23 protein-coding genes are annotated in these 15,894 nt (G+C 38.6%); 6 read left to right on the top strand and 17 right to left on the bottom strand.

Features of this window, described 5'->3' with window-relative positions; all coding sequences use genetic code 11:
* Positions 1 to 200 precede the first annotated feature (200 nt).
* Positions 201 to 284, bottom strand: coding sequence for a putative holin-like toxin (locus AC3WR0_RS06185; protein ID WP_492551568.1), 84 nt, complete (start codon positions 282 to 284; stop codon positions 201 to 203).
* 107 nt (positions 285 to 391) lie between these two features.
* Positions 392 to 610 (bottom strand): hypothetical protein, encoded by a 219-nt coding sequence (locus AC3WR0_RS06180; RefSeq protein ID WP_492551482.1) that lies wholly within the window; start codon positions 608 to 610, stop codon positions 392 to 394.
* A gap of 173 nt (positions 611 to 783) precedes the next feature.
* On the opposite strand from AC3WR0_RS06180, the gene AC3WR0_RS06175 reads away from it, so the two are divergent.
* Positions 784 to 1,209: a CBS domain-containing protein gene (locus AC3WR0_RS06175; RefSeq protein WP_492551481.1), complete on the top strand. Its 426-nt coding sequence runs from the start codon at positions 784 to 786 to the stop codon at positions 1,207 to 1,209.
* Positions 1,210 to 1,255: 46 nt separating this feature from the next.
* On the opposite strand, the gene AC3WR0_RS06170 is transcribed toward AC3WR0_RS06175, so the two are convergent.
* Both AC3WR0_RS06170 and AC3WR0_RS06165 read right to left on the bottom strand, forming a co-directional pair.
* Positions 1,256 to 2,107: an STAS domain-containing protein gene (locus tag AC3WR0_RS06170; RefSeq protein WP_492551480.1), complete on the bottom strand. Its 852-nt coding sequence runs from the start codon at positions 2,105 to 2,107 to the stop codon at positions 1,256 to 1,258.
* A 689-nt stretch (positions 2,108 to 2,796) separates the two neighbouring features.
* On the bottom strand, positions 2,797 to 3,546 hold the full coding sequence (locus AC3WR0_RS06165) for an alpha/beta hydrolase (protein WP_492551479.1): 750 nt from the start codon (positions 3,544 to 3,546) through the stop codon (positions 2,797 to 2,799).
* A 199-nt stretch (positions 3,547 to 3,745) separates the two neighbouring features.
* Here AC3WR0_RS06165 and AC3WR0_RS06160 point away from each other — a divergent pair, with 199 nt between their 5' ends.
* Complete coding sequence (locus tag AC3WR0_RS06160; RefSeq protein WP_492551478.1) at positions 3,746 to 4,036, top strand: hypothetical protein; 291 nt, start codon at positions 3,746 to 3,748, stop codon at positions 4,034 to 4,036.
* Positions 4,037 to 4,141: 105 nt separating this feature from the next.
* On the opposite strand, the gene AC3WR0_RS06155 is transcribed toward AC3WR0_RS06160, so the two are convergent.
* The 6 genes from AC3WR0_RS06155 to AC3WR0_RS06130 form a co-directional block, all read right to left on the bottom strand.
* Positions 4,142 to 4,840: a polysaccharide deacetylase family protein gene (locus tag AC3WR0_RS06155; RefSeq protein WP_492551477.1), complete on the bottom strand. Its 699-nt coding sequence runs from the start codon at positions 4,838 to 4,840 to the stop codon at positions 4,142 to 4,144.
* 235 nt (positions 4,841 to 5,075) lie between these two features.
* Positions 5,076 to 5,219 carry a hypothetical protein gene (locus AC3WR0_RS06150; protein WP_492551476.1) on the bottom strand — a complete coding sequence of 48 codons (144 nt, stop codon included), beginning with the start codon at positions 5,217 to 5,219 and terminating at the stop codon, positions 5,076 to 5,078.
* A 42-nt stretch (positions 5,220 to 5,261) separates the two neighbouring features.
* On the bottom strand, positions 5,262 to 5,420 hold the full coding sequence (locus AC3WR0_RS06145) for a hypothetical protein (protein ID WP_492551475.1): 159 nt from the start codon (positions 5,418 to 5,420) through the stop codon (positions 5,262 to 5,264).
* A gap of 165 nt (positions 5,421 to 5,585) precedes the next feature.
* Positions 5,586 to 6,071 carry a hypothetical protein gene (locus AC3WR0_RS06140; RefSeq protein ID WP_492551474.1) on the bottom strand — a complete coding sequence of 162 codons (486 nt, stop codon included), beginning with the start codon at positions 6,069 to 6,071 and terminating at the stop codon, positions 5,586 to 5,588.
* A 2-nt stretch (positions 6,072 to 6,073) separates the two neighbouring features.
* A complete protein-coding gene (locus tag AC3WR0_RS06135; RefSeq protein WP_492551473.1) occupies positions 6,074 to 6,961 on the bottom strand; it encodes a ParA family protein in 888 nt (295 codons plus the stop codon).
* A gap of 49 nt (positions 6,962 to 7,010) precedes the next feature.
* Positions 7,011 to 7,487 carry a uracil-DNA glycosylase gene (locus AC3WR0_RS06130; protein WP_492551472.1) on the bottom strand — a complete coding sequence of 159 codons (477 nt, stop codon included), beginning with the start codon at positions 7,485 to 7,487 and terminating at the stop codon, positions 7,011 to 7,013.
* Between the two features lie 260 nt (positions 7,488 to 7,747).
* Here AC3WR0_RS06130 and AC3WR0_RS06125 point away from each other — a divergent pair, with 260 nt between their 5' ends.
* The 3 genes from AC3WR0_RS06125 (at position 7,748) to AC3WR0_RS06115 (ending at position 8,984) form a co-directional block, all read left to right on the top strand.
* Positions 7,748 to 8,077 (top strand): hypothetical protein, encoded by a 330-nt coding sequence (locus AC3WR0_RS06125; RefSeq protein WP_492551471.1) that lies wholly within the window; start codon positions 7,748 to 7,750, stop codon positions 8,075 to 8,077.
* A 96-nt stretch (positions 8,078 to 8,173) separates the two neighbouring features.
* Positions 8,174 to 8,569 (top strand): VOC family protein, encoded by a 396-nt coding sequence (locus tag AC3WR0_RS06120; protein WP_492551470.1) that lies wholly within the window; start codon positions 8,174 to 8,176, stop codon positions 8,567 to 8,569.
* A gap of 121 nt (positions 8,570 to 8,690) precedes the next feature.
* Positions 8,691 to 8,984, top strand: coding sequence for an EthD family reductase (locus AC3WR0_RS06115; RefSeq protein WP_492551567.1), 294 nt, complete (start codon positions 8,691 to 8,693; stop codon positions 8,982 to 8,984).
* A gap of 41 nt (positions 8,985 to 9,025) precedes the next feature.
* Here AC3WR0_RS06115 and AC3WR0_RS06110 read toward each other — a convergent pair whose 3' ends face one another.
* The gene (locus tag AC3WR0_RS06110) at positions 9,026 to 10,201 is read right to left on the bottom strand and encodes a M20 family metallopeptidase (RefSeq protein WP_492551469.1); all 1,176 of its coding nucleotides are present in this window, start codon (positions 10,199 to 10,201) and stop codon (positions 9,026 to 9,028) included.
* A 485-nt stretch (positions 10,202 to 10,686) separates the two neighbouring features.
* Between AC3WR0_RS06110 and AC3WR0_RS06105 the strand changes: the two genes are divergently transcribed.
* The gene (locus tag AC3WR0_RS06105; protein ID WP_492551468.1) at positions 10,687 to 10,818 is read left to right on the top strand and encodes a hypothetical protein; all 132 of its coding nucleotides are present in this window, start codon (positions 10,687 to 10,689) and stop codon (positions 10,816 to 10,818) included.
* Between the two features lie 544 nt (positions 10,819 to 11,362).
* On the opposite strand, the gene AC3WR0_RS06100 is transcribed toward AC3WR0_RS06105, so the two are convergent.
* The 6 genes from AC3WR0_RS06100 to AC3WR0_RS06075 form a co-directional block, all read right to left on the bottom strand.
* Entirely contained in the window at positions 11,363 to 11,689 is a 327-nt protein-coding gene (locus AC3WR0_RS06100; RefSeq protein ID WP_492551467.1) for a YflT domain-containing protein, read from the bottom strand.
* Positions 11,690 to 11,795: 106 nt separating this feature from the next.
* A complete protein-coding gene (locus AC3WR0_RS06095) occupies positions 11,796 to 12,128 on the bottom strand; it encodes a metalloregulator ArsR/SmtB family transcription factor (RefSeq protein WP_027319655.1) in 333 nt (110 codons plus the stop codon).
* Positions 12,128 to 12,550, bottom strand: coding sequence for an SRPBCC family protein (locus AC3WR0_RS06090; RefSeq protein WP_492551466.1), 423 nt, complete (start codon positions 12,548 to 12,550; stop codon positions 12,128 to 12,130). Before AC3WR0_RS06090 ends, AC3WR0_RS06095 begins: the two co-directional genes overlap by 1 nt.
* 17 nt (positions 12,551 to 12,567) lie before the next feature.
* On the bottom strand, positions 12,568 to 12,945 hold the full coding sequence (locus tag AC3WR0_RS06085; RefSeq protein WP_492551465.1) for a hypothetical protein: 378 nt from the start codon (positions 12,943 to 12,945) through the stop codon (positions 12,568 to 12,570).
* A gap of 671 nt (positions 12,946 to 13,616) precedes the next feature.
* Positions 13,617 to 14,585, bottom strand: coding sequence for an NAD(P)-dependent alcohol dehydrogenase (locus tag AC3WR0_RS06080; RefSeq protein ID WP_492551464.1), 969 nt, complete (start codon positions 14,583 to 14,585; stop codon positions 13,617 to 13,619).
* A gap of 280 nt (positions 14,586 to 14,865) precedes the next feature.
* Entirely contained in the window at positions 14,866 to 15,453 is a 588-nt protein-coding gene (locus AC3WR0_RS06075) for a Crp/Fnr family transcriptional regulator (protein ID WP_492551463.1), read from the bottom strand.
* Between the last annotated feature and the right edge of the window lie 441 nt (positions 15,454 to 15,894).

Below are 15,894 nucleotides of genomic sequence, written 5' to 3'. Positions count from 1 at the left end.
AAATGAATTGATTAAATGACATCTTTTGTTAAAGATTTTCAACTTTCCAGTTTTTTTGGTATAATAAAAGCAAATATCAATATAAACTAAAAAAGACCAAACATGCGCGAACATGTCCGGTCATATACAATAGTAGGTTCCCCACAGGGGATCGGCTATTAGGGACAATAATCCACCAGAGCCTCTAACTCAAGGGTGGATTATTTTTTTTGGTTAAATGACAAAATCGACACGACTAAAGTTGCAAAGGCTATCATCGCCATAATCGATTCAAATACTGTCAAACAGCATCACCCCCTTTCGTTTCGGGAGTGAGCCGACCACCCTTGAGAAAACCTATTCTATTGTTCTTTCATTATATCATTTACAAAAAGCGAAATCCCATAGAGAATTATTCTCTGTTTTTCTCCCACCATTCTTTTACTTCATATATCCCTGCAATCTCCTTCTTTGCTTTTTCAAAAACGGTTGCTGAATCACCCTCCGTATAAGTGAAAATAAAATGTGACGGAGTTTCCGCCAATAATCTAAACGAATTTGTTTCCCCGTCCTGGTATTCCACCATATAAACTGAGCCAGTTAGAGCTGTGCCATTAGCCAAATTTCTCATAAGTTCCACTCCTCTCTTTTTATCAATATATCAAAGAGAGCAGCTTAAAATGGATCATTTTTTGTCAAATAAAGCAACTTATAGGCAACTTTATTTTTTGCATAAAACTGACAGTTTCCCGCTCCTTAAAGGGGGTAAATGGCCAATAAAGACATTTAAGAGGAGGACAAAGCATGAATATTGAAGAAGTCATGACAACAGACGTAGAAACTTGTTCCCCAAATACCCCGATTTCAGAGGTTGCAAAAAAAATGAAGGATCTGGATGTAGGTGTTATTCCTATTTGTGAAGGTGATCAGCTGGCAGGCCTTGCCACAGACCGCGACCTAGTCATCAAGGCATTAGCCAGTGAACTGCCGCTTGACACACCTGTATCAGAAGTAATGACGGAGGATCCAGTACGTGGAACTATTCATATGTCGGCAGAGGAAGCAGCGGAGCTCATGGCAGATGTTCAGATTCGCCGTCTCCCTATAGTGGAAGAAGGAAAACTGATTGGCATTGTTTCTCTCGGAGATATTGCCGTTACAAATCAGCTTGATAGCGAAGCAGGAGAAGCGCTCGAGGAAATCTCCAATCCTTCGGAACCAAATATTTAAAAACAAGTACCCCCGTACTCCAAAAAGTGCGGGGGTTTGTTTTATCTTATTTTATTTTAATTAGCTGTAGGTCAGAAAGTGCCTGCTGCAGATTCGCTCTAGTAGCCTGTGTGCTAAAATCAAGGCCAAGGTTTACAGCTGTCTGTGCAATTTCTGGTCTGATACCAGTTACAATAGTTTGAACACCTAGAAGCTTAAGGGCTGAAACCACCTTGAAAATCTGGTCTGCAACCATGGTGTCCACCATAGCTACACCGGAAAGGTCAAGAATCAGGCTGGAAAGCTTTAGTCTGTTCGCTTCACTAAGCGTTTGTTCCATTAACTGATGGGCTCTCTCTTCATCAATGTTGCCAATTAACGGGAGAATAGCGATTCCTTTTGCCAATGGAACAACAGGAACCGATAACTCTAGGAATGCATTTTTCGCTTCCTCAAGAGATTTTTTGTAAAAGTGTACGTAGGTTAAGCTAAAGCAATAAACAGCATGGTCCATCAGCGGGTCGATAATACTTAATGCCTGGAAAACGGATCGGACTGACATATTCTCCTCGACTGCAGTTTCCTCTATAGTACTGTTAATAAAGGTTCGATAATAGCTTGTATCCTTTAGGGCTTCATCAAGTGGAATACCAAGATTATGGGTGTATTCTCCTGTTTCCTTGCCCCATTTTTCAATTGCATCATATGCCTCATCTTTCTTTAATCCCTTTATCAGTGCCTTTGAAAACAATTCAATGAAATCAGAGCGAATTTTAATTACCTCTGCTTCATCCAGCTGTGAAGATAGTTTTAGATGCTCACCCGTGGCTTCTGATTTACGGATCTCGTGAACTTTTTTAGCAATTTCATTCTTTTTTTCAGATACTCGGGATCCAAGTATAGTAAGTTCATTATTCATATTAATCCTCCAGCTGCAGTACTTACATCATTAATATTATTTTACTAGGTTCCATTTTTACAGGCAATTTTGAATGTGTATCTTAGCGAGTAATTTTTGCAAAAGGGTAATCTTTTTTTTATTGCTAATAAAGTATAAAGTTTTACCTTTTAATTTGTCTAGCTCCAGCGCCCAGCGAGTTATCATCTCTGTAAAGCTTCCTTGAGTATCTTGCATCAAGTATGACCTTTAGGTGATACTTGGTGCAGCTAGTGTCCATCCCGCTTCTCCCTACTATAAGTCAACATCGAAATGCTATACATTTCGTGTTGTCCGGCTTCAGTGTCTAGGGGCTCGAGGTCATAAGCCAATCCGTCTGAAGGTTAAAGAACAACCTTCTCGCCGGCTCGTCTTATGCTTGTCGCCCCTAGTCAAGACACTTCAGCATTTCATTATCCTTTATCTCAGTCGAAGTGGAGGCGCGCAGGACGCGAGTCAGAAAGGAGTTGCCACAGGACAAGAAAAGCTTCGTCAGCTTAATCATCGCACGAAGGAAAAGCGCAGCTTTTTCGAGGACGTGGCGACCTTAGCCTTTCTTCAAATGTCCATACGTCGCTGAACGGGCGCTTTCGCTTTTCTTTTAAGATACTATTCAGAGCCTGATACTATTCAAGCTCTCTAAATTTACCCTGCTCTTTTAAATAAACTGATTACTTGAGAAAATGGCAAATTCCTGAAATAACCTTTTCTTCCCATTCAAATGAATTATAGGTATGATCGGCTCCTTCGATGGAGATTAGACTTGCCTTTTCGCCATAGCATTTTTCAATATATTCTTTTGATACTTCAAAAGAAACGGATTTGTCCTCCGTTCCATGAATAAGCAAAACATCCTTTTTATATTTTGCTGCTTCTGCCCATACTTCAATGCTTTGCAATTCCTCGATAAAAGGCTTGCCAATTAAATTTCCTCCTATATCATATGCATCTTTGCTTTTGATATAGCGAGCATGCTTTTGCATTTCTAATGCTTTTTCCGCCATGCTTCCTGCCGGTGCGAGAAGAATTAATTTATGTAAATCATCCTGTAAATGACCTGCAAGGAGACTGGCTACCAAACCGCCCATACTAAATCCAAGAACGACAATTCTATCTTCTTCAACCAAAGGATGGGACTTAACAAATTCAAAAATGGTTTTTGCTTCCTCAAGTTCATTTAAAACGGTCATATCCTCGAAGCTGCCATCACTTTCCCCACTTCCTAAAAAATCAAAACGAAAGCTGGCAATGCCCCTAGCTTCAAGGGCTTTTGATATTTTTAAGAATAAGCGGTGTGGCTCAAGCTTTGTTCCAGTAAAACCGTGGAACAGGATGACTGCCGGAGTTTTTTCACCAACCTTGATATGTTCCATACCTCTAAGAATTTGCTTATTATGAATGATTGAAATTGCTTGCTGCATGTAAACTCTCCCTTAATCTTTCTTTTTTAATTATGTATTAGCTGACATGATGCATTTTCCCTTTTTCATCTTATCAAATTTTTCATCAAAATAGATTCCAAAAGAATCAGCAAGAATCCAAGCCAATAATAAGTGAATATCCTTCCTGGGCTATGGTCAAACTACTCTAGCGGAAAAATTTTTGAAATGAGGGAAATACATGAAGGAAGTATTACAGCAAGTCAAAGAGGATCTTGAAAAAGCATTCGATCATCCGGAAGCGATAAATCTAGATGAAGGTATTGCTAGACTGCAGCAGGCCCTTGAGCAATACGGAGATAAGGGCACAATGATTGAAAATGCTATTACTGCACTCACACAGGCAAAAAATGCTACTGTTGCCCTTAAAAGTGCCGGTGATGTTTCGTCCTCTGCCGCCTATGGACAAGCGTTCAACGCCCTGGACCAAGCAATTGAATCCTACGTAGAAACAAATAATGATCCTTATTAAAATTTAACAATGTAATTGTTATAGAAAGCAAGGGAGAGAGTCTTTTTTTGCTTTTATAAACAACAAAGTTTACGGAAAGAAAGCTGTCTGGATCATCCAGGCAGCTTAATGTTGCTTAAGTTCTTTGACGGTTACGAATTGATACCCTTTCTTGGATAAGGAGCCTAAAACTCCTTCAATTGTTTTCAACTCATTTCCACCTTTATCATACATAGGATGCAGTAGAATAATCGCTCCAGGTTTTACATGTTTATTTACATAGTGAATCTTGTCATTTACAGACGTATAATAAGTATCTGGTTCGAGGCCCCAGGTTATGGTTTCCTGATGATGCTTATTTAAATAGTAGGGCAAAACTACAAGCTTTTTCCCATTTGGCGGACGGAAATCTATAGCTCCCTTGTAACCCGTTTTCCGAATCAGTTCATTGGTTTTCGTTATCTCATTTTCAACAAATGCAGGGCTCTTCAAGACCATCCTCTGGTGTGTATAAGAGTGATTCCCCAATTGATGTCCAGCTTGAACAATTGCTTGTCCATACTCTGGATTCTTTTCAAGCTCATTTCCTATCACGAAAAAGGTAGCTTTAGCATGGTATTTTTCGAGCAGCGGGAGTATTTTTTCCACATTCTTTGTCGGCCCGTCATCAAAGGTTAAGGCTACTACTTTGTCATTTGTATCTACCTGACTTGTTAACCCTCCGAATAACTGAAACGTTCTTGAGTTCATTAATTTATAGGTTCCTACTAATAGTAAAAATACAACAAAAATCCCTATACCAATTGATATGGCTTTTTTAAGCATAAGTACCTCTTTTTTAAATCATATTATTAGACAAACTTGACATTCGTCAAGTTCCTTTCGGAGTCCCTGGTTATACTTATCACGCTCAAAACGGTACAGCCTCGAAAAAGCTATGCTTTTTCTGCGTGCGAGGCCAAAGCTGACGAAGCTTTCCTTATCCTGTTCGTCGTGGGTTCATAATTTTTGGATTTAAATTCTGTTTGCTAACAAAAAAACACACGGACTTTGCCGTGTGTCAGCATTTAATTTGTTTTGCGGTCAAGGGTGCAATGAAATGAACTTGTGCTGGCGGCGCATTTATTTGCTGGCCTGCCTTTTTCAGTTCAATTTGAAGGAAACGTTTAATTTTTCTGCTCTTCCGAACGGTTTTTGCAGTCATGTTAACGCCCTCCTTATTTTAAAACCGTTTTTTTCAAAAAGATCAATAGTCACCGGAGGCCATTTCGTAATCTTCCCATTCATCATAGACTAGGTCGCCACTTGATGCGCCTTTATGAATCGCGTTTTCACACGAAGGGCAGCAAGGGCTTACTCTCTGCAAATCGGCGATTTCCTGTCCGCAAACAATACAAAGTTTCATACTAAACCCCTCCTATTCAGAAATTGATCTTACATCTATATTATAAAGGATCTGTGGGATGGTTCAACATTGCTAAATAAGGATGAGCCTCTAATATTTTGAATTATCTTACAATAACCTCTTAAAAATTCTTCTTTTCTTACAATTTCTTTTAATTTCGTCGTTTTACTTCATTTTAGCAAATGCTTCCCCAGTTCTCTTCGCCCGTGTATGTGTTTTTATCGCTTCGTATACTTCTTCTTTTTTTCCTTTAAGCTCAATGATTTGGCCAGTAAGCAGGCAGTACAGCAGCTTTAAATCAAGTGTAGTATTTTTTAAAAGCTTCGCCTTCGGTTCATTCTCCACCCACTCGGCGGCTTTTTCTCTGCTGCTGAAAAGGGAAAAATCAAGCTTCGTTCCACTTATAGGAAACTCCTTTCGTAAAAGCAGTTCAGCTATTTCTGGAAAAGTCGCTTTTTTCTTACTTAATGAATCCTTTGATGATGATTCCTGCAATAGGAATGTATCCTTCAGGGGTGCCAAAACTTCAATTATTTGATCGAGTTCTTTTAGCTCTTTTTTAAACTTTTGTATGGAGGCAGCTTTATAAATAAGCTGAAGATGTTCCAGATAACTGGATACTTTTTTGTAGGTGAGTTCGCCCATATTCATTCCTAGCCTTCCAGACAATTTAATATTTCAAAAGATAATGGAGCGTACTCCTCCCGCCTGTTTCCGGCAGCTGTTGCTCTGGCAATTTCCTCGTAATTATGAATAACTGTATGAAAAAAGTATGTGCCTTCAGGGAGCCTGCATTGCACTTCGGCAGATTCTAAATATTCTTTAAGATCCAGCAGCACCTGTTGATTTTTCACCGTGCCTTTTTTTAGGGTTTCAAAAATGCCAAGAAGCTGCGGTCTCTCTCCAAACAATAGACGGGCTAATGAAGCATGGCGGTGCTCCTGGCAAATGTTCTGGTAGATTTTATCGACCGTTGTAATATAGTGGGCAACTCCTCGGATACTGACGGTTTGAATAATAGAAGGAATCAAATAATAGTCAGATAGCAGGAAAGCACCCTGAGTGATTAGGTTATTACTGGGAGGGCAATCAAATAAAACAAAATCATAATCCTGGTCTAAACCTGTCTTTTGAAAGAATTGCTGGAGAACGAAGAGGTCGTCAAAATCATCCTTTAGAAGGATGGAAAGTTCATCAAGCCCGCCACCTTCGTAAAAAATATTAGATGGGATAAAATCAATGCCTTCTCCCGTCTGTTTGACAAGCAATTCCTTATCAACCGGAAACTCGAGATTTAGATGCATTTTTTTCTGAATCCAGGCATCGAAAATATAGTTTAGACACTCTCCTGGATTAAGCCGATATAAATCCAAATCAATGCGAGAGAGACAAATTTCGCTCAAAGAACATTGAGGGTCAAGGTCAACCAAAAGAACTTTTTTTTCCTGCAAAACCATATGGCATGCTATCTGGTAAATACTCGTTGTTTTTCCTACCCCGCCTTTATAATTTCCAACAAATATCTTTTTGGCTTTTGCCATTTCCCCGCCTCCCATCCATCACTATTCATCCTATGGCGGGTTATTGAGATTATGACTCTTTATAACTGTTTGCCAGCAGCTTCCAATCCTCCAAGAAGGAAGGCCATAAATTAGGCCGGCGCCTGACCGCTAGCGGATGGTACCCAGCAGTTAAAGGAATGGAATGAACCTCTGTCCATCTGCCTCTCATATTTTTCACTTCTGCCAGGGGATCTTCTAAAAATGATTGCAGCGCAACATTTCCTAAACATAGTATAAGGGAGGGTTTCTTTGATTCAAGCTGCTCTTTAAGATGACCTATACAAATTTCTCTCGTCTTTTCTTTATCATAGGCCCGAACCGGCCTTCTTTTTAAAATATATGTTACAAATAAATCCGCCGGCACCAGACCAGCGTGATTAGCCGCCTCTTGAAGAGTTTGTCTTGTCCCACAAACATAGGGACTCCCTTCCTTGTCCTCACGTGCCCCTGGATTGTCCAGAATAATCATAATTGGAGCTTCTGAATTTCCCTCCCCCCAAATCATTCGGGAGCCTTGTTTATATAAACTGCACTCCTTACAGTCTTTTGCATGTTCAGGAACCGGCTCCTAAGGCCAGATATTTGGGCAAAAATCGGTCATTTATAGTCACCTACCTAATTTTATATAAACTTATTTTAACCAGCTTACAGGTTATTTTTCATGATGGCCTGGAAGATTGGCAGGTAAACACCTGTTGGGATATTTCATATTTTTTTAGGAAAATCATAAATTTATATATAAATCAATTAAGGTGAGTGATGAAAATGTATTATGCACGCTTGGTGAAGTATAAGCTGGGATCTGGGCAGAGGGTTTTCGCAGAAAGATTAACCAAAGAATTTGATCAGATAAGCAGGACATTAGCCGGGTTCAGAGGAAACGTATATTTTTTTGAAGATACACTTTGCGAGTACAGGGCGCTAAACTATTGGGATACAAAAAACGATGCAGAAAATGCGAATCAAGTTTTGTTTCCGAAGCTTGAACAGGAGCTCGAGAACCTGAGGGCCGAGAAGCCTTCTTACCAATTCTTTGAAGTATTTGACCCTTCAGAGGGCAGAGACCTTTTATTCTCCCATATTAAGCTGGTATAGGATTGCTCTAGCCGAGCAATCTTTTTTTTCGGGATTCCAGTAGGGATTTTTTCCTTGCGGAGAATAACTTATTAATCTGAGAAAGGGTGTGTCCTAATGAGAAAATTAGTAAGAATTGGTACAACCTATATTCCTGTGACTAATGTTGAACTCTCTGCCCAATGGTATGTAAATAACTTAGGTGCAGAATTGAACTATAAAGACGCAGATAAAGCAATCCTCAATTTGGCAAATCAAAGCTTTTTCCTAGTTGAAGCTGCCGAGGATCAAAGTACAAATTTTTATGATAATAAAGGTGCGAAACGTTTTTCGGTCACTTTTGAGGTTAATGGGTTAAGTGCCTTGGAAGCCCTTCATAAAGAATTTAAAGAAAAAGAAATCAAAACTGGAGAGATTGAAGACAGAGGCCATGCTGGAAGGAACTTTGTCTTCTTTGATTCTGATGGCAATATGTTTGATGTTTGGAGTGAATTAAGTCCTGTTTTCATGTAAAGGTTCGGAGTAACTAAATGAGTTAATTTTATAATTTCAGGAAAAGCTTGTCATAGATTTAAAACTTTTTCCATAAATATTGAGAATACCGCAATTAAAGGAGTGAAATTTTATAGTGAAAATGCATGTTATTTATGAACAGCCTAAAAACCCGGAAGGTTTTGAAAAGCATTATTTTGAGGTTCACATTCCTCTTGTTCAAAAGATCCCCAACTTAAAAAAATTTTCCTGTCAAAAAGTGTTACAGGCACAAAATACGGAGAAAAATTTATATTTAATGGCCGAATTAGAATTTGAAAGTTTAGATGTCTTTCAAGAATCTATGAGCTCTAAAGAAGGAAAAGAAACACAAAAGGATGTTGACAATCTTCTAGAGTTTTTACATAAACGACCAGTGATTATTATTAGCCAATAAAAAACTGCCTGGATCCTCTATAAGGGGTCCAGGCAGTTTTTTTATGCAAATACCTTTTGGCTGGCGAACTCTTCTTTAATTTTTGCAAGAAGTTCTGGGTTTGTTAAAATTTCGTATGCAGTAAGGGCCATGGCTTTCGCTCCAAGAATCATGCCTTCTCTGCCCTGCTCGCTCATCGCTGCCTCTCGAAATTCATGTGTATGGGCAACGGTTGGCACATCAACAATTTTAATATACGGGTGAATGGCTGGAACTACCTGGCTAACATTTCCCATATCAAGAGAACCGGAGCCATCGCGTTCAACCACAATTTGCTCCTCGTTAACACCCAATGAAACCAATTCCTTGTTAAATGCCTCTGATAACTCATTGTTTGTGATCATATCATCATAGGAAAATTCATAGAACGACCATTTCATAGTGGATCCTGTCTGAAGTGCTGCACCTTCAGCGCATTTCTTCACCTTTTCAACCAGCTCGTTCACATAATCCCTTTTTGCTGCACGAACATAGAATTGGGCAACTGCGTAATCAGGTACAACATTGGCTGCTTTTCCGCCTTCAGTAATAATACCGTGTATTCTTGCATCTGGCTTAATATGCTGACGGAGAGCATTGATGCTGTTAAATGTCTGGATAACTGCATCGAGTGCATTAATTCCCGCATGAGGACTTGCTGCCGCGTGCGCTGGTTTTCCAAAGAATTCAAACTGAATGGCATCCATCGCGAGCGAAGCACCACTTTTAACATAATTATCACTTGGATGAACCATCATTGCCACATCCAAAGCATCGAAGATACCGGCATCTGCCATCGTTACTTTTCCGCCTCTTGTTTCTTCAGCAGGTGTACCAAAAACTATTATTTTTCCGCCAGTTTCCTGGATTACCTTACTTAAAGCAATCCCAGCAGCGATTCCCATTGTTCCAATAAGATTATGTCCACAAGCATGGCCTACCTCAGGAAGCGCGTCATATTCCGACATAAATCCAATTACAGGACCCGGCTTGCCGCTGTCAAAAGTTGCTGTAAAGGCAGTTGCTAGTCCGCATGTTCCTACTTCTACAGCAAAATCATGTTTTTTTAATTCCTCTGTTAAAACCGTGCATGCCAGAACCTCCTCATGGCCAAGCTCCGGATTTTCCCCAATGTACTTGCTTATTCTATAAAAATCTTCTTTATATAATTCTATCTGATTAATAATATGCTGTTTCATTTTAATCATCATCTCCCTAATATGAATGTATAAAAAATCATATGATATTATATTAATACACTTTTGTGTTTTTTTCACTAGTTATTTATTTCTTTTATAAATTTGGATTCCCTGTTGATTTTCCGTTTAATGCGCTTGCTTTCGGCTGGCGGTTCAGTATTCAGTATCCTTTCAAACTTAAGCACCTAGCCTCTCGAGGTCGCTAAAGTCCTGAGATTGAAGTAAGGGAACGACTTTATCTTCACAGTTACCAGCGCTTGTCGAGGCTGAATAAAGGCACTTCCGTTCTACTTTCTCCAGGACCCTTTGGATCTGCGTGTCTCCCCTGCCCCTCTTTTCGCTCCGGTGTCTCGCACCTTCCGTTCCGATTAACATTTTGTTAATCACCAATGAGCTTTAATATAGCCATATATTAGAGAATCCGTTAAAGGAATTTTATGGTATATGATAGAATTATATTAATTTAAAAAATGAAGAGTGGTCAAGTGGAATTAATCAAATTAATTTTTATCCGTTATCCAAAAATGGCGCGGGTTGCGGCTTTAATATTGCTTGCCTATGTATTTGTGGAATCCATTCAAGCTGGTTATAAAACAGGAATGCCTCTTTTCAGGTAAGGTTCTTTTGGTTTTGGAGGATTTATGTAAACGGGGTATAATAACGGTAAGAAGAAATGAAAGGAATGATTATATGTCTACAGGCGGTTTATGGGGATTAACCATTTTATCAGCAGTAGCATTTTACGGAAGTATTGTATTAGCATATTTTTTAACTTGATAATGTAAAAAAGGCTGTTCTTTTGAGGAGAACAGCTTTTTCTTGAGAAAGATGTGGCCTTTCTATAAAAAAAGTTTATAAATGATTCCCTAGCTCTTAGAAAACGCTAGTATATTAGAATGTGAATGTCCGACTTTTTCTAAGGAATGCTTGACTTCGCCAAGGAATGGCCAACCAAGGCCGATTATGTCTATGTATGAATTGAATTGCTTAACCTTGGCCATGTAATGCACCAAAGAATTGACAGACACCTATCAAATCTCACACCCTTTTATCCTCCAGCTTTTTTCCTCATTAACCTTTAAATAGGACTTTTCCTTATAGAGGGTGTTTGAAATATTAATGCATATAAAAAAAGCACCTCCCCCTCTATGGGGAAGGCACTTAATCTGCCTGAATAGCGATTATAACAAATTTTCCATTTTCCACTTCTTTAACAAAACCCGTCACATCCTCCTGGGAAAGCCCGAGGGAAAGCATCTTGTCATGTACCTCTTCTATGCGGCTAGAGAAAAAGTAGGCCATAATATCAATCAATCCATCCTCTTCAATGGTGTCATCATTTGTATCCGTTTCTTCAATTACTTTCTCAGATTGTTTTTCATTATAGGTAAAGACATATATATCGTCGAGCAAATATCCCTCGTTTTTGAGTCCATTTACCGTGTTTCTCGCCTCTTGTAAATTTTCCGCTACTTTATATATATACATACTTTTTCCTCCTGTTTGACCGTTGGGCCAATCTTTTGTCTTAAATTATTTCCCTCCAGCACAGGCAATTAAACTAAGAAAAAAGGAGAGGATTTCTCCACTCCCTCTATTCACCCTGCTGTTCACTTTCAAGCAGGTGTCTGAGTTTATTAAGTTTATTGTCCCAAAACAATTCAAAATACTGGACCCAGTCCTGCAGTTCCCGCAGAGGCTCAGGATTTAAACTATATCTGGTTTCCCTTCCTGATTTTCGTTCCCGGACAAGCTCAGCCTCTGCTAAGACCCGAAGATGCTTGGAAACCGCGGTGCGGCTTATGGGAAAGTTTGCACTAATCGCGGTAACCGGCATCTCTTCTTTGCTGAGCAGTTTTAATAATTGACGGCGGGTAGGATCAGCTATGGCCTGGAATACGTCATGTTTTGCTCTGTCAGCAGACATTAAGCCTCAACGTACGCACGAAGTTTGTTCTCAACCATACCAGCCCAGCCGTTTTCCATATTCCCGCGGACTGCAGTATGTGGAGCGCCAAATTCGGTAACCTTGTTGACATCCCAGCCGGAGTGGATCAATGTAAATTCCGTTCCGTCTGCTACCTCCAATAATTCAAAAGAAAGCGTCCAGTCTTTTCCCCATCGGAAAGAAAGAGTATTAGGCGGGTCTACCTTTGTCACCTTGCAGGGAGACATACCAAATTGACCGGCATTTAAATGAAATTCATGGCCTTCTTCTGGCTGCATATCATTTGGCATAAACCAAGCTTCAAGCCCTTCTGAGGTTGCTACTGCATCCCAAACCTTTTGGATTGGGGCTTTAAATCTAACCTTGCGAACGATATCTAATAGCTGAGCGTTATTTTCCAATTTAAAATCCACCTTTATTATTTTTTTGTTTTTACTTTATCCGTGTGACGAAAACGAAGGGCAGACCATGTGTCGTCTACCGCCACGTTGCTTACTGGGCGATATGGCGTGTCCTCTTGGGCCAGCTTCCATAAAACGTCCCTATTAATATCCGTTTTAATTTTTGAACTTTTCTTTGGGTAGGTTACCCAGAAAAGCGCATCCTCTTTTAAAAAAGGAATCGTTGCAGCAAATGACTTTTTCACGTCTTCACTATTTAGGACGAATAGCTGAACAAATTCATATGTACCTTCAGGCAGTGTATCCTCTTCAATGCCCAGGCTAAACCCTTCAGGTGCATTTAAAACGAGGGCTCGTCCTTGTTTGTAGCGCAGCTTTTTTAATAATTCTTCCACGTTTCAGTACCCCTTTTCTTGTAAATGCGAAACCATTTGGTTTCGTATTTAATTTAACTATAAAATACAAATTAGTAAGAGTCAAGCCGAATTTTAATTTAAGAATCACCGGAGGCTTTTTTAACTAAAAATCTTGTTTTGCAAAAAAATATTAGATGATGGAAATCAAGTAACCAAGCTTTTTTATTTGTATACTCATTTGTACTTTAGGGCCTCTCCAGTTTCCTTTCTCATCCTTTTGAATACAATCTGTTCAATTGCACGTATTTATTTACAATCTTGAGGATTTAAAGAGCAGGTTAAACAGCTGCAGTATGAGGACAAGTAAAAAGTAAAGGTTGGTGCGATTAAGCTTTTCCTTGATGGAACCCAACGTTTTCATACGGCTGCAGCCGGGTTTTATAATACAGGAATATAATAAGACTGCGAAATGGGTTGGTGAGGAGCAAGAAAAGTACAAGGGGAAACTTCCTTTGGATGATGGGAAAGAAGGATTAAGTTTGCATATAAGTAGTTCAGATAACGTGGAGAAAATCCAAAATCACAGGTTTAATAACATATAAATTAGCAACATAAATAACGATATAATTATCACACCAAAAAGCTTGAGAAAACTTTCAATCTCAAGCTTTTTGACTTTTATGTGGTAAGACTTTAATTAAAGCACCTCGTTATACAGTAATTACCACTTTACCTTGAGCGTGACCTTCCAAGAAATATTTGAAAGCTTCAGTTACTTCACTTAATTTATACCGTTTATCAATTATTGGTCTTACTTTGCCAGTCTCAAGTAATTCTTTTACATAATTTAAGTCTTTTTGGTTTGCTCTCTGTAACAGGTTACTTATTTTCTTGCTTCCAGTCATTGAAATAAAAGGTCCAAGAAATAATGTTTGAAAATATTGGGATTCGGAACCTCCTACGTGAACGAAAATCCCATTTGGGTTTAGTACACGTTTATAAGCAGAAATGGAATTAGAACCGTTCACACCAAGAATCAAATCGTAACACTCCTCATCTTGGGTGAAATCCTCTTTTGTATAATTAATGATATGGTCGGCTCCTATTGAACGCAATATCTCTAAATTTCTTGTACTACATACACCTGTTACTTCAGCCCCAAATGATTTGGCAATTTGTACCGCGAAAGTACCGACACCACCAGATGCCCCATAAATTAATACTTTATGTCCCGATTTAATCTTACCTTTGTCACGTAGTCCCTGTAAGGCAGTTACACCTGCCATAGGAGTCGCAGCAGCTTCCTCGAAGGAGATATTGTTTGGCTTTAAGGCTAAAGCATATTCGGGGACAGTTACATATTCGGCAAAACCACCCCAGCCACTACCAGAGAGGTCGCCAAATACTTCATCACCTATTTGGAATTGCAAAACATTCTTACCAACAGCTTCAATTGTACCAGCTATGTCACCTCCTGGAATAGAGTATTTTGGTCTCGTTAGTCCGAAGGCAAAACGGGCTAAAAAGGGTTTGCCTTTCAAAAGAACCAAGTTACCAAAGTTTAAGGATGCTGTATGAACCTTTACCAATACTTGATTCTCGGTAGGTAAAGGTTTTTTTATCTCTTTTAATTCAAGTACATCAGGTGAACCATATTTATCACAAACTATTGCTTTCATAAGAACCCCCTCCAATTTTCTTTAAAATGAAAGGATTTGCTTGCTTATTTCCGAAATTATCCATATGCTAATCCTCCTTGATTAAATTTTCTTTAATAATAACAAGGGGATTAAAACCTTTCATTGACTTAAGTTAATTTCTAGAGACTTTAGAGTTTTTTTATAGTGGTTATTTCTAAGAGGAAGGGTGTTATTAAGCTCAATATGTTTGGTGAGTTAAACTTCGGTATTTTGTTGCTGATGAGAGGCGGAAGATTGCGAAATGTGGATGACATCTATTTTAAAAATTATTTTTTTTAATTCGCTTTTTTATTCTACTTAATGACTCAGGAGTAATTCCAAGATAACTAGCCAATTGATGCTGTGGTACACGGTCAACTAACTGTGGACGTTTCCTTAAAACGGATTCGTAGCGTTCTTCTGGAGAAGAATTGATAAACTCTCCGAATTGTTCTTGTATTTCACCAAGGTTTATCTCCATCATTTTGCGTATCATTGTTTCTAGTTGTGGGTATTTGTTAAACATCGTTTTTTCAGAATCAACGTCGCCAACAACTAATATGCAGTCTTCGGCACACGCTAATGAATACTTTGACGAATCACCTTGAGTCTGTTCGTTGATAATTGGAATAGCTTGTTCTTCAGTAAAAAAATCTGATGTCACCTCTTTACCTGATTCATCTATAAAAAACTGCCTAACACACCCCATTAATACGAAATAACATTTAATGGCGGATAGTTCTCCTTGTCTAAGGAGGTATTTTCCTTTTTTATATTCTTCAATTCGTAAACTTTCAGAGATTGCCCTCTGTTCATCTTCGCTGAGTAAAGTAAAATCAGACATATATTTCAAAAGCATTTTATTCATATTACCTTCCTTTCTTATAGAGGTAATTTAAATGTTCCTTAATCATTTTAACATTTTTATCCATATAATTTTTCCTTTTTAGATAAAATTACAATTTAAATAGCACTCAAATTCGCATGATGACAATAGCTTATTTGGGGTGCTATTTGCTATGCTATTTTAGGCGTATTTACTTTAAAAATGTTGATGTATCAATGAAAAAAAGCATACCAATTCAGCGTTAATTGATATGCTAATTCATATACTATTTGCTATGTTTCTCCACGAAAACGGAACTACTTAGTCTGCATTATACCCCTCTTCCAATTCTACTTTTTCGTATTCTTTAAATTCTAAAAGGGCCGGAGTTTCGGTATAAGATTTAAAGGCAGCATCAATAGATAACTTTTCCTCAGGAATCCAGCCACTTCAGGTTTTCCTTGTTCATGAGTTCAATTAACT

This window comes from Neobacillus sp. FW104-15D2 (assembly GCF_058790155.1).
The sequence above is the reverse complement of the archived record's forward strand: the minus strand, read 5'-3'. Positions and strand labels throughout refer to the sequence as shown.